The sequence below is a fragment of the Microvirga sp. P5_D2 genome (genome assembly GCF_054049475.1).
Map to the genome: position 1 here is coordinate 1 of NZ_JBFUMH010000143.1, position 13,158 is coordinate 13,158.

At 62.4% G+C, this 13,158-nt stretch carries 10 protein-coding genes; 6 read left to right on the forward strand and 4 right to left on the reverse strand.

From position 1 onward, the window contains the following. From ACXJKO_RS24410 to ACXJKO_RS24425, 4 genes are all read left to right on the forward strand, one after another. Positions 1-918 (forward strand): TRAP transporter large permease (locus tag ACXJKO_RS24410; RefSeq protein WP_457093664.1); only part of this gene is annotated, 918 nt, incomplete at its 5' end. A gap of 91 nt (positions 919-1,009) precedes the next feature. Beyond that, a complete protein-coding gene (locus tag ACXJKO_RS24415; protein ID WP_457093665.1) occupies positions 1,010-1,162 on the forward strand; it encodes a hypothetical protein in 153 nt (50 codons plus the stop codon). A gap of 17 nt (positions 1,163-1,179) precedes the next feature. Further along, complete coding sequence (locus tag ACXJKO_RS24420; RefSeq protein WP_457093666.1) at positions 1,180-1,365, forward strand: hypothetical protein; 186 nt, start codon at positions 1,180-1,182, stop codon at positions 1,363-1,365. A 324-nt stretch (positions 1,366-1,689) separates the two neighbouring features. Beyond that, positions 1,690-2,100, forward strand: a complete 411-nt coding sequence (locus ACXJKO_RS24425; RefSeq protein ID WP_457093667.1) for a hypothetical protein — start codon at positions 1,690-1,692, stop codon at positions 2,098-2,100. 226 nt (positions 2,101-2,326) lie between these two features. On the opposite strand, the gene ACXJKO_RS24430 is transcribed toward ACXJKO_RS24425, so the two are convergent. Beyond that, the gene (locus ACXJKO_RS24430) at positions 2,327-3,610 is read right to left on the reverse strand and encodes a polysaccharide lyase family 7 protein (RefSeq protein ID WP_457093668.1); all 1,284 of its coding nucleotides are present in this window, start codon (positions 3,608-3,610) and stop codon (positions 2,327-2,329) included. Between the two features lie 700 nt (positions 3,611-4,310). Here ACXJKO_RS24430 and ACXJKO_RS24435 point away from each other — a divergent pair. Then, on the forward strand, positions 4,311-5,069 hold the full coding sequence (locus tag ACXJKO_RS24435) for a Crp/Fnr family transcriptional regulator (RefSeq protein ID WP_457093669.1): 759 nt from the start codon (positions 4,311-4,313) through the stop codon (positions 5,067-5,069). A 33-nt stretch (positions 5,070-5,102) separates the two neighbouring features. On the opposite strand, the gene ACXJKO_RS24440 is transcribed toward ACXJKO_RS24435, so the two are convergent. After that, entirely contained in the window at positions 5,103-5,264 is a 162-nt protein-coding gene (locus ACXJKO_RS24440) for a hypothetical protein (protein ID WP_457093670.1), read from the reverse strand. Next, positions 5,240-5,557: a DUF6790 family protein gene (locus ACXJKO_RS24445; protein WP_457093671.1), complete on the reverse strand. Its 318-nt coding sequence runs from the start codon at positions 5,555-5,557 to the stop codon at positions 5,240-5,242. The genes ACXJKO_RS24440 and ACXJKO_RS24445 overlap by 25 nt, the downstream gene beginning before the upstream one ends. Before the next feature lie 516 nt (positions 5,558-6,073). On the opposite strand from ACXJKO_RS24445, the gene ACXJKO_RS24450 reads away from it, so the two are divergent. After that, positions 6,074-7,363 carry a tyrosine-type recombinase/integrase gene (locus ACXJKO_RS24450; RefSeq protein ID WP_457093672.1) on the forward strand — a complete coding sequence of 430 codons (1,290 nt, stop codon included), beginning with the start codon at positions 6,074-6,076 and terminating at the stop codon, positions 7,361-7,363. A gap of 242 nt (positions 7,364-7,605) precedes the next feature. Here the strand turns inward: ACXJKO_RS24450 and mads8 are convergent, their stop codons facing one another. Next, on the reverse strand, positions 7,606-13,119 hold the full coding sequence (mads8, locus tag ACXJKO_RS24455; RefSeq protein ID WP_457093673.1) for a methylation-associated defense system ATP-binding protein MAD8: 5,514 nt from the start codon (positions 13,117-13,119) through the stop codon (positions 7,606-7,608). Positions 13,120-13,158 lie beyond the last annotated feature (39 nt).

Here is a 13,158-nt window from a genome sequence, read left to right on the forward strand (position 1 = left end):
GGCTACGACACGCGCCTCGCATCRGGCGTCGTCTGCGCGGGAGGCTGCCTCGGCATTCTCATTCCTCCCAGCGTCATGCTCATTCTCTACGGAGCGACCGCCGGTGTGTCCGTTCCGAAGCTCTATGCCGGCGCCCTCTTCCCCGGCCTGATGCTGGCCGGTCTCTATATGTCCTATGTGATCATCCGCTGCATGATCAATCCGAGCCTCGCGCCGAAGCTTCCGCCCGAGCAGCGGAAAGTCTCATTGGCGAAAATCGTCTGGTCGCTCGCGACATCCTTCTTTCCGTTGGCGCTTCTCATCCTCTCGGTGCTCGGCGCCATCTTCTTCGGCATCGCGACGCCGACGGAAGCAGCCGCCGTCGGCGCGCTCGGCAGCCTTCTTCTCGCTGCAGCCTATCGCTCCCTCACATTTGGGAAGTTGAAAGAATCCATCATTCTCACGGCACGCACCTCCGCCATGGTGTGCTGGCTCTTCGTGGGCTCGTTCATCTTCTCGTCGATCTTCGCGTTCCTCGGCGGCCACCAGCCCATCGAAAATCTCGTCACCCATCTGAACCTCTCGCCCTTCTGGTTCCTGATCCTGACGCAGGCGATCATCTTCGTGCTTGGCTGGCCGCTGGAATGGACGGAGATCGTCGTGATCTTCGTGCCGATCTTCCTGCCGCTCCTCGACAATTTCGGCATCGATCCGATCTTCTTCGGCGTCCTGATCGCGCTCAACATTCAAACATCGTTCCTGTCGCCGCCGGTGGCGATGGCGCCCTTCTATTTGAAAGGCATCGCGCCGCCGCATGTGACCATCAACGAGATCTTCGCTGGCGTGATGCCCTTCCTTCTCCTCGTCATCGTGGCGATGGCGATGTTCTACATCTTCCCGCAGCTTGGCCTTTGGCTCCCCGCCTATCTTTATGGCTAAGCCGGGCGTTCGCTTCGATCAGGCATCCTGACCGGAACACCGCGTGCTTCTTCACGTTGGCCTCCAAGCCATTTCGGAAAAGGAGGCTGTCATGAGATGCCAATTCTGCCATCTGGACGTCGAGAATCCCTGCCGCAGCACCGAGCAGGTGCAGCAGCGGGCCGCCGATCACGTGGAGCGTTGCGAGCATGCCTTGCACGACGGACAGGACATGGGCGCCGGCTCTCCCCATAGCGGCAAATGATTTTCTGGAGCGAAGATATGGGCGGCAAGCGCAGCGACGATGACAAGGGCCTGGCGGAGCAGAGCCTCGGCACCAGCAACGTGCCGCCGACCGATGCCAATCCGCACCGCCAGGATCAAGGCGACGGCTCCTCCGGTGGCCGGCAGCTGAGAAAGAACGATCAGCGCAAGGGCATGGAGAAGGCCGGACACGGCAAGTCCTGACCGGAGGCGTTGAGGATCAGCCAAGCCCGTACCTGTCGAGGCACTGGCGGATAAGCTGGCCTAAGAACGATCCTCTCGTTTGATCCGTAATACAAGACAGCGACACAAACGGCCCGATCAGTCGGGCCGTTTATTTCGAGATCAGGCTATCCGAAGATCAGGAACCCATTCCGATTCACATCAAGTATTCGTTACGGAATATCGTACTGATAGACCGATATACCAAAGAGAAGCCGTTGTGATTTTACACACAGATTGCGCGGTGCCAGTGTGATTGAAGAAAAAATAATCAGATCACCAAGGGAATACTTCAGGAGGGTATCCATGACCGCATCGTCTCTCAGCTTCAGGCTCGCCGTTCTTTGTGTCATCGCCGGCATGGGTATGGGGATCGGCATGGCCGCCTCCCAGGACCATTCCATCATGCCCGCCCATGCCCATCTCAACCTGCTCGGCTGGGTATCGCTGTTCCTGTTCGGCATCTACTACGAGCGGCGGCCTGCCCTCGACACCAGCCGCCTTGCCAGGATCCAGGTCTATCTCTGGACCATCGGCACCGTGGTCCTGACCGTTGCCGTCGCCGCCATCCACCTCGGCTACGAAGCCGCGGACCCTCTCGCCGGCATCGCGTCCCTCATAGTTCTCGGCGCCATGCTGCTCTTCGCCTATTTCGTCTTCCGGCCTGCGCATTCAGCAACGCCGGCACCGACCGCGCGGATGACGCCGGCGGAATGAGGATTGCGAGCCAGCAATAAAAAAAGCCCCGCCATGAGGCGGGGCTTGCTTTAAAATGTTGGTCTTAGGATCAATTGCGAAGAGCAATAAATAAAAAATTCTGCTGACCGAAACACGTAAACGCTCAACATCAACGGAGCCCCGTTCCGGAAAAATGGATGGATGGAACCCGTTTGAGTGCGGCAGCCTCAGCACATGCCGAGACCGCCATTGGCAAAAGAGGGAGTTAGATCACGAAGAAGTCGGCGGCGGTGAGCGCGGCCTTGTTCTCGATCACGGCGAAGATTTTTGCCGCGCCCAAACCCGAACCATCGGCGTCATAGGACAAGGCGCCGGTGGTCTTGTTGTAGACGATGTAGTCGTTGGCATCGCCGGCCTTCTCGGCAACCTTGAAGAAGCTCGACGACAGCTTGCCRGTATTCGTCAGCTTGCTGAAAATCTTGTTCTCCAGACGGATCGAATCGTCGGCCAAGTTGAAGTCGGTGATGATATCGATGTCCTTGCCGATGGCGGTATCGAAGACGAAGGCATCTTCCTGCGTGCCGCCCGTCAGCACATCGCTGCCGGCCTTGCCCCACAGCACGTCACGGCCTGCATTGCCCTTGAGCCACTCGTTGGCGGAAGCGCCGGTCAAGTAGTTGTTGCTGTTCGAACCCTCGATCGTCTTCGTCGTCACCGGACGACCGGGAACTTCCGGCACAGGCGTGTCGGGAATCGGCTTGGGATCGGTCGGAATCGGCGTCGGATCGGGGTCCGCCGGAACCGGATTCGTCGGCGTCGGTGTAACGCCCGTGTGGTTGAACGACAGCGCATAGAACGACGTCTGGCCATAGCCCGAGCCGTTGGTCTCGTTTGCGCCGAGATAGGCGCCGGCCTTGAAGTAGAAGCTGTCCGACTCCCACACACTGTTGATGGTCGTGTGCGAGTGATAGACCTTGCCGTCGGCATAGATATCGACGTCGAGCACGCTGCCCTTGGCGTTGATCGTGTACGAGAACTTCTCGTTCAGAGACACATCGGGAGCGGAACCGTCATCGGCCTTGAAGTTGAAGGTGTGCTCCTTGTTGTCGGAGCCCGAGAGGTCGTTGGCGAAATAGAGCTTGTTGTCGTTCCAGTAGAGACGCACCAGCTCGTCGTCCTCTCCATGGATCTGGCCGACCACGATCTTCTTGCCCTGGCCGTCGCGAGTCGGCGCAGCATCAACCTCGAGCGTCGCGCTCATGAAGCCGCCCGTGGAGAGCTTCCAGGCTGCTTTCGCGGTGCCGTTCATCTCGCGAAGTTCCGAGCGGGCATAGGACGAGCCGCTCGTGGTGGCGCCGTCGACGGCAGCGTAGAACGTCATGGCTCCGTCAGCAGCGGTGTAGAAATACTTGCTGTTCTGGTAGCCGCTCAGGTTCTGAACTTCGACAGCGGTGCCGCTGGTGTTGCCGGAGGAGTCGACCGGAAGCGTAATCTTCCAATTGGTCAAATCAAAGTTGCCGCTTGGCGCGACATTGGATTTCAAAGTCATGATGGTTGCCCCAAGCACCTAGCGAGACCCTTAAACGAGTCTTCTCAGGCACTTTGAATTTTTGTTTGAACAAATTGTAGTCAGAACGATGGGAATATACGCAAGGTAGACGTGAAAAATTTTAACTGAACTCAATACTTGAACAAGAGTACTTTAGATGTACCGAGCTTGGCCGCCCGATCTGTTGAGACCCCTTTTCGATTCCAAATAGGGCGAAATCGTGACCGTTATGATTTAACGTTCTATATTTTTGCTCACCTGACCTTTCCATTCATCATTTTCATCCCCTTCAAATGAAGAGTTATTGTAGTTGCTTCAGGCAATTCATTAGCCGCGACCATCATTCTCTACGTAAGCTGACGGAACTGGACGGAGCGCGTTCGGCCTCGCGGGCCGCTTCTGGAATTTCCCTGAGATGTGGGCATGCCTGATCCCTGCAAGACTTGGGAAGTCCAGGCTGCATGTCGTGCGCCGACGCGCCTCCTATGCTTCATGATGAAAACCTCATAGGGTGGGCGTATTAGCCCCAGGTTCCGCGCGGCTTGGCCGGAACATTGGCAGACGCATTCACGAAGCCCGGCACTGCCTGACGCCCGCACACCGTGACGTACAGCTGCGGCGCCATAGAATATGTATTGTCGGTGGGAGTATTGTTGATGGGCGGACGACAAGCCGCTGCCGCAGCAATGGAGGCGCCACAATGACACTCCCCTTAAGCCAGCAGGGAGAACACCTTCCACTCCTGCGGAAGCTGGAAAGCATCGCCGACCTTTCCGACGAGGAAAAGCAGGCCATCCTCAACCTGCCTGTGAATGTCAGAGTCATAGAGGCCGATACCGATATCGTGCGAGACGGCGACCGCCCCGCGGAATGCTGCCTGATCCTCGATGGCTTTACCTGCCGCTACAAGCTCCTGCCCGACGGCACACGACAGATCACGGGATTTTATATCCCTGGCGACATCCCCGACCTTCAAAGCCTTTTTCTGCACACCTTGGACAACAGCCTCGGCACGTTCGTGAAAACACGCGTGGCCATGATCCCGCATCAGATCCTGCGGGACTTGTTCCGCCGCAATCCAAGGATCGCCGAAATCTTCTGGCGGGATTCCCTCATCGAGGCCGCCATCTTCCGCGAGTGGATGGTAGGCCTCGGCCGTCGCTCCGCCTACCAGCGCATGGCGCATCTTTTATGCGAACTCCAGATGCGCCTGCGCGCGGTCGGGCTTGCCGAGGAAAGCGGATACGACCTGCCGTTGACGCAGAATGAAATCGGAGATGCCCTCGGCTTGTCGACGGTTCATGTGAACCGCGTCCTCCAGGATCTCAGGAATGACGGCTTGGTCGTTCTGCGCGCAGGCGCGCTCACCATCCTCGACTGGGAAGGGCTCAAGAGCGCAGCGGAGTTCGATCTCACCTATCTGCATCTCGACAGCGATCCTGAAGACCGGCAGGTTTAATGCCGCCACGTTGCAGTCGAAAGTTCTCGTCCCTCATGCCTGCATGAGAATGGCGGCAACAACGATCACAGCCACAATCAGATCGGTGATCATCGCAACGTTTTCCTTGAGGCTGCGATCCTTGTTCGCGACGTGCTTGAGACCCGCAAGCCCCAAATAGAGAGCCTCCGTCAATCCGCGACGGGAACGACCCAATTCGGAAATGCGAGCGAAAGCACAGCGATCGAGCCCATAGCGAGATTGCCGACGCCGATCTCGGTGACGAGTTTCTCGGCTGTAGGATGCCCGATATTGAAAATCGCCTTCGCGGTAAACGACGGCTGCAGAACTTGGCGCAAGCCCGCGGTGAACAACCTCACGCCCACAGCCCAGAACACAAACCACTTCGCAACGAGTTCAGGGGCAGCGTGGTTTCCAAGCAGAAGCTCGACGATGATCGACACCAATGGGAAAACGATCGTCATTCCGATGACAATTGCCGAATACATGCCTGCCCTCTCGCGTCGCAGGCGATCGCGCGTTACCGGACGCACAGGGCCGATAGACAGTGCCGTACGCGGGACATTCAAAGACCGCTACTCTCCGCCCGCACCGACTTTCGAAGTCACCGCAGGCCCGATGCAGCGCCGGCCATCACATCCGCAAGTATCGGTATTGCCTTAAATCTTCCAGCAGGAGGCTAGTGACCGCTCCGGGAAATAGCAACGCTTGTGCACTGGAGCCAATGCTTGGAGCATGATCGAGCGTCGTAAAGGGGATGTAAGATCCAAGCTTACCTTGTAAGCGCGATCCGTGGGCCATTTAAACCACGGACCTTGCACCTTTGGCGCTCCCTAGGGGACTCGAACCCCTGTTTTCGCCGTGAGAGGGCCAAAACCCGGACATCGGCACACGCCAGCGAACACCTTTAACATATTGATAATACAGGATTTTATCTCTACACTGCTCGACACGATCCGGGGGTGTCCGCCCCCGCCTTTTCGAGAAATTTTGGAGAATTTTTCGTGCCGCGTGCCGTCCGTTCCGTCAAGCTCGACACCCGCACCGCCCGTAGCCGCCTGCCAGCCCGCAAGGCGCCCTTCTTTGTTAGGATTGGCGACAAGCTCCAGCTTGGCTATTGGCGCGGCGTCAAGGGCGGCTCGTGGATCGCCCGTCGCTACACCGGCGACGGCGTCTACGCCTCCCATAGCCTAGGGCCTGCCGACGACCTGCGCGAACCGGACGGCACCACCATTCTCACGTTTGATCAAGCCCAGACGCGCGCCAAGGCGTGGGACGCAGAGGAACGAGCCGCGGCTGCCGGCGTCGGCCGCCGCGGCCCGCTCACCGTCGAGCAGGCTATCGAGACCTATCTGGTCCACCTGCGCGCTGTGAAGGGGTCCAAGGCGGAGGCCACGGCCCGCTCGGTTGCGCGCTCTCGCATCCTGCCCGAACTGGGGCGCCTGCAGTGCGCTGCCCTGACCGTCAAGCGCCTGACAGCCTGGCGCAATGACCTGGCCGGTGCCCCTAAGCTGGTCCGCACGGCACAGACAGTCGTCGAGCGCGCCACCCGTGCCGTTACGGCCGCGCCGGAGGCTGAACGGAAGCGCAAGGCTACCGCCAACCGGATCATGACGGTGCTCAAAGCGGCCCTAAACCTCGCCTATCAGTCTGGCGAGATTGCCTCCGACGATACCTGGCGCCGGCTCAAACCCTTTCCGAAGGTTGACGTGCCGAAGATGCGCTATCTCTTCGACGATGAGTGCCGCCAGCTCATGGCTGCTTGCGCTCCTGATTTCCGGACGCTGGTCGAAGCAGCCCTGCTCACCGGCTGTCGTTATGGGGAACTGTGTCAGCTGCGCGCTGGAGATGTCGACCTGATTGCCGGCACGCTCCACATCCGGGAAACCAAGAGTGGCAAACCGCGGCATGTCGCGCTGACCGCAGAAGGAATTGACTTTTTCGCGGCCCGGATCGCAGGTCAGCGCCCGTCTACGCTCGTCCTCACGCATGCGGATGGGACTGCCTGGGCGCCCTCTCACCAACAGCGGCCGATTCAGGCGGCCTCAGAGCAGGCTGAGCTCGATCCACCGGTAACCTTCCATGATCTACGCAACACTTATGGCGCGCGGCTGGCACGCACCGGCGTGCCGATGGCCGTCATTGCAGCGCAGCTCGGGCATGCCGATACCCGGATCACAGAGCGGCATTATGCTCACCTCGCGCCCAACTATGTCGCCGATATGATCCGCAGCCATTTTGGACCGATCGGGATCTCCGCGTCGAATGTTACTACTCTACGACGAGTCTCATAACTAACGGCATGCAGAGAGAAGGGCAGTACTAACCTGAGATACTGACTACCTTTCAGACGCGGTTAAACACCCAAGGCACGAGCACCGCTGCGATGGCGCCTGTCCAGCCCGCCACCTTGTAGCGGCATCCAATTCGGTGGTCGATACCATCAAAGATACCGCCTGCCGACAACACCACTCGCCAGGCAAACAGCGGATCTAATGCCGGCTAGCGCCGAATCGATTCGGCACACGCCTATAGCTCACAAACCAACCGCCGTCTTCGTCGCCCCGCCGTGTTGGGTAACCCGAGGACGGCAGCGGATCTTTACCGCACTCTTCGTGAACACCTCGTCCGTCGCCTTACTCGACCATATAAAAGCCTCGCCGGGGCGAAGGTTCGCCATTTTCTCAGGCGTGAGCGAGCCGAGGGCTGCGTTCGCCTTCTGGATGTGCTTGAGCCACGCGGGCGAGTTGAACTTGTGGAGGATGACCTGGCTCGAAAGCTCGATGAGCGAGACGGGCACCGATGGCGGATCCTGGCTCGCGACCATGATGCTCGTGCCCTTGTGACGCATCTCGCGCACGACCTCGATGAGGCCAGCGACCAGGTCCGGGCTCTCGATGTACTTGTGGGCCTCGTCGAAGACGACGAGCTTGTTGAACGAGCGCTCTGTTCCCTGCGCGTCGCGGTACTTCGCATCGGCGAAGAGCTGGAGGAGCACCACGAAGAGCCCCAGCGCTTCGTCCTTCTCGATGAACTCATCGCGAAGGTCGACGATGATGAGGCGGCCGGGGCGGATCTCATCCTTTAGGCGAACCGAGTCATCGATGTACTCGCTCGCGAGCTCGAGGCGCATCTTCGCCATGCCCTTGAGGTGATCGGGCAACGACGACGCTTCGATGCCCTGGTTCAGCCCCGCGAGCGTCAAGTCATCGCGGAGCGATTTCATCACTCGATTGAGCTGCCGAATATACGTGGCCTGATTGCCGACCGCTCCCATGAGGAAGCGCCAGTGGCTAGTCTGCAGCTCTGCAGCGCCGAACTTCAACGGGCGCACCTCGATGCCCGGGTACTCCTGTTTGCGCTCGTCGAGCTTGTCGGCCGGCGCGAGGAGGAGCACGTCGGAGAGCGCACGGGGCTCTGCACCGAAGGTGTCCTTCAGAGCCTTCACCTGCGCGGCTTCGCTGTTCGGCGCGACCATCGACGTGAACTCAGGCCGATAGTCCATCGTCGGGCTGTAGTGGAAAATGACCGTGGCGAGCGGCTGCGGCAAGACATTGATGCTCGGGATCCGCAGAGAAGCCATCTCCGCAATCGCGCCAAGCGTATAGCTCTTGCCACCGCCCTGGACGCCGAAGAGGCTGATGGTGTGCGTCTGGTTCAGGTCGATCGCGATACGCCGACCGGAGACGTCGCCAAGGAGGCCGTACTGGGGCGAGTCACCGGTGACGCCGAGCATGATGTCGTAGGGAACCGCGTACGCGCTCTTCGCCTCGGGGCCCGGCGTGGGCAACGGCTCGTCTGCAGCCGGGGGCTCGGGACGCGCAGCCATGGGGGCGACGTTGGCCACCAGCGCGGGCTTGGGCGGCGGCGCGACGGTCATGGCCTCGGGCGCACTCGCGCGCGCCGCAGCCGCATCGGCGGGCTTAGGCACGGCTTCCTGCGGCGCTAAGGCCGTGTGCGAGGGAGGCGGGACACTCGGTTGGCGGCCGCGCAGCTCGTCCCAGGACACTGAGCGATYTCGCGGCGAGCCCAGGAAGGCCGCCGAGTCGAGCGTCGGCACCGAGGGCGCGCGCTCGCGTCGACGGCGAACCTCGGTGACTCCGCGCGGGCGCGGGCCACCACCGCCCGGCCCACCGCTCCCCGACGAGCTGGCACTGAAGCTCGCCGACGACTCGGTGCTGGGCGCAGCGGCATCGACGAGCTGCCGAATCAGATCGACGCCGATGCGGTGGTACTCAATGCTGCTCTCGCTCTCTGGCGGCTCCGTGCCGGGCTTGGCGAAGTCGAAGATGAGCGCGCTGCGCGTGAACGAGAGCTGGTAGCCGTCGTCGAGCGTGTGAACGAAGTAGCGCGCCTCGTCAGCGGCCCCGCGGCTAATGGCCCCGTAGCGCTCCGCGCGCTCCAAGTAGAACTCGAGGAGCAGCGCGAGCTCGCGCGTCTTAAACGCGCGGTCGGGGCGGCCTTGGGGCGTATGCTGCGGGTCAAAGTGGTGCGCGAGCACCTGTTCGCTCTGGCTGATCTGCTCAGCGATGCTCGACTTGAGCGCGTTGTACGCGGCGAGATCGCCGACGCCCGAGTAGCACTTCACCTCGACGAGCCGACACGTGATGATGCGCCGGGTGATGTCGAGGTCGAAGAGCCCGAGGTCCGTGCGCTTGAAGCTGACCTCGTCGCCCAGCTCATCGGCCCCCTGCTTCAGCATGCGGTAAAGCTCGAGGTGCGCGTCGAGCGGGACGATGATCTGGTTCTCAAAAACGCCCTGGTGCTCCAGATAAAGGCGCGAGAGCGCGAGGCCCAGGGCTTCCGCCCGCTGCGTCGGTGACGAGATGAGCTTCAGCGCGAGCCGCCCGGACAGCGACCGGAGCTGATCGAGAAGCACCACGGCGTGGCGCCCTTCGGCCTGGAGCCCGTACTGCTCGAGAACCGGACGCAGGAGCCCTTCGAGCTCGGCGACCGACCGCGAGGTGATGACGAGCCGGTGCCCCAGCGTGCTCGCCATGTCGGGCGAGTGGTCGATGAGGTAGTCGGGGCGCGTCGCGTGACCGCCGTGGTCGAAGAACTCGATGCCGAGATTGCGATCGAGCGTGAACACCCAGTCGCTCACCTCGTGTACCTGATGGAGGAGCGCGCGGTCGTCGGGACCGAGCGCGAGGCTCACCACGGGACGTAGATCGATGCCGCTCTGGCCGGTGGCGATAGTGGCCGTTGCGCTCGACATCGCAGCCGCAAGGCTGCCGAGCAGATCGGACAGCTCCTCGGCGTCCTCGATGGGCTGGGCCACCCCGTGACGTGGGAGCCGGCGCCACGCAACGGTTAGCTCGTCCTCGTGGTACTCCGTAGAGAACTCCTGCACGAGGCCGTGAACGAAGGCCGTCGCGTGGCGCGGGTCCGCCTTGCGCGCCGCCACTTCCTCGGCTGGGAACACGTCGAAGAGCAGCGACAGGTGCGCCGCGTGCGTTTCAGGGCTCGTGCGGAAGTCCTTGGTCGCGCGCACCGCGAAGCGCAGCTTCGGATGAAGGTGCGTCTCGGCCGGCACCGAGAAAGCGTCGGCTTCACGCGCAGCGGTGACGCCGTCGGCCGTGAGCAGCGCGGCGATCTCCTCTCCGACACCCGGCGCGTCGGGATCGGGCACGAACAGCCGGAGGTCATAGCGGAGGTCGGCGAACGCCGATTCCTTCTGCAGCTCGAGGAGCATGTCCCCGAGGACTCCTGCGCGGCCCGGGTTGAACGCGTTGATGATCAGCGTGCGAACGTAGGGGTGCTGTACGAGGTAGCGCCGCACGCGCGACGCGAGGTACGCGCCATCGATGAGCGCTCCACCGATGGCGGGCTCCGGCAGACCGAGCGCGCTGCACACCTCGCCGACGAGCCCGCGAGGGTCCTCCTCATTCGAGGGCGCGAAGAGAGTCCAGAACGGGTTGATGCTGTCGACTGCGGTCAGCACGTGGCCAGCTTCCGTAGGCAGCACCGGAGGGAAGCTCGTCGGCGAAAGGAGCTTCAGCAGGGCCTCTCGAGTCGGGACCACGTACTCGTGCGGCGCGTTCTTCGCAGCTATCACCCAGCGGGCRCCCAGCTTCGCCCACGTGGCAAACCACAGTGCCCGGAGCGGGTGCGTAGGAGCCACAAGCACGGCGTCGCGGCGCCGGCCGCGGTGGTCGACGATGGCGAGGAGAACCGAGTCAAGCGCGAGGACCTTGCGCAAGTCGGCAAAAGCCCGCTGCGAGTCGCTCTTTGCCGTTGCTTCTGTGCGGCGCGAGAGGTCGCCGAGCAGCTCGAGGTACGCCTCGGCGTAGTCACTCGCGAGCTCGGCGTGCGCGGCGGCGTCGGTGCCCTGCGTGACCAGCTCGGACGTGCCGGCCCGCACCGCTTCGAAGTAGCGCGTGCGGGCTTCGAGGAAGCGGTCGCCGGCGGGCCCCCGCGGCCAGCCATTGACCTCGCCGGTGCTCGTCCCGGGCACGCCGTGGTTCAGCGGGATGCGCCAACTGATTGGCCCCTCCGGCGCGGCGAGGATCTTCTGCTCGATGCTCTTGAGCGCGCGAGAGACTGGCACATGCACGGAGCCTTCACGACCGAGCTTGACCTCGAGCATGTCCGCGCCGGTCACGTGGCCCTTGGTATTCTCGGCCCATGTGGCATGTCCGAAGACGACGCTCGCGGGATCGCGGTCGCCGAGGATGGCAGAGAACTGCGCCCGGAAGAGGGCGTGCAGCGCGCTCGGCTCGCGCCGCACCGCACGTTGTGCAGGCTCGATCACGACCTCCGTGTCGGGCAGCACGTAGAAAAGGTCGCTCCCATTCGGCCGCGGAAGCGTTTCCTCCGTGTCCGCATTCCACGCGATGGCGTTGCCGTTGGAGTCAACAAGCGGGATGAGATCGCCGCTCTCCGTCTGCGCGAGCACTCGGACGAAGTGCCAGCCCTCCTCCCAGTCAATCTTGCCGAGCGCGGAGAACGAGATGGTCGCCTTGTCCGTCGCGGTCTTCCACACTGCCTTGCTGCGAGCGAGGCCGATGGGACCGTGTTCCTTCGAGATAACCTGCGCCACGAACTTGGCCAGGCCCTGAACCTTGCTGGGGTGCGGATCGGTGCGGAACGTGACGTTGAACTTCTTGAGGCTACTCACCGGGAGGATGCGCTGCCCGATGAGCTGAACGAGGGGCTCCTTGGTTTCATCGTCGGCGACGGACGGAAGGTCCGTCTGCACCTCGCCGATGAAGATGGCGTCGGGCTGAACGCCGCCGTCCTCGAACTCCCACTTGTTGAGGGCGAGCTGCCAGTTCGTCTTGTCGACGACGATGCGGCGCGCCCACTGGCGCGGGTCATCGGTGCCCACCTCGGCGAGGAAGTTGCCCAGCAGGTTCTTGAACGCGCGCTTGGCGAGCCCCAGCTCACCCACTCGACCGCGCTCCGAGCGCGGCGACCACGTCAGCTTCTCGACGCACTCGCGGTTGCGCACGAGGCGCGGTGGCGCCTTCTCGGGCGGCGCGAGCCACTCGAAGTCGGGCACGAGGCCGACCTCGTAGAGCGACGCCCCGATGGCTTCCGCGTCATTGCCGTTCACCTTCGCCGTGAGGAGGAAGCGCGCTGTCGAGAGCGCGTCGGCGAACGCCCAAGGAGTCTCGGACTCACGCAAACGACGGATCGACTCCTGGACGGAGCCGCGCAGCGCGGCCGGGATCTCTTGGACCAGCCGCTTGATGAGCGCTTCGTAGAGACCTGTGACTGGGACCTCCTCGAATGTCGCGACGCCGAAGGAATCCTCGGCTGAGGCGCGCACCTCACTGGGCACGAACACGAGGAGCGGCTGGCGCAGAGAACCGTCGGCGTGCGGGTTGCGCAGCTCGACGAGCTTGGTGCTCGACACCGCGAACTCGGGCTGGATCCCCAGCTTGCCGTCGGTGAGGACGACGACCGTGGTGTTCGGCAGCTCGGCGCGAAGGCGCGCGCACAGACGTACCATCAGCTCGGCGTCAAGGTCGCTCACGCGCATGCAGTGTCCGGCGACGCGCGTGCGGAGTTGCTCGACCAGCAGCGGGACGGCGACGTTCTCCAACTCAATCGTGAGCTGCGCCTGTGACAGCTCCTGAAACCC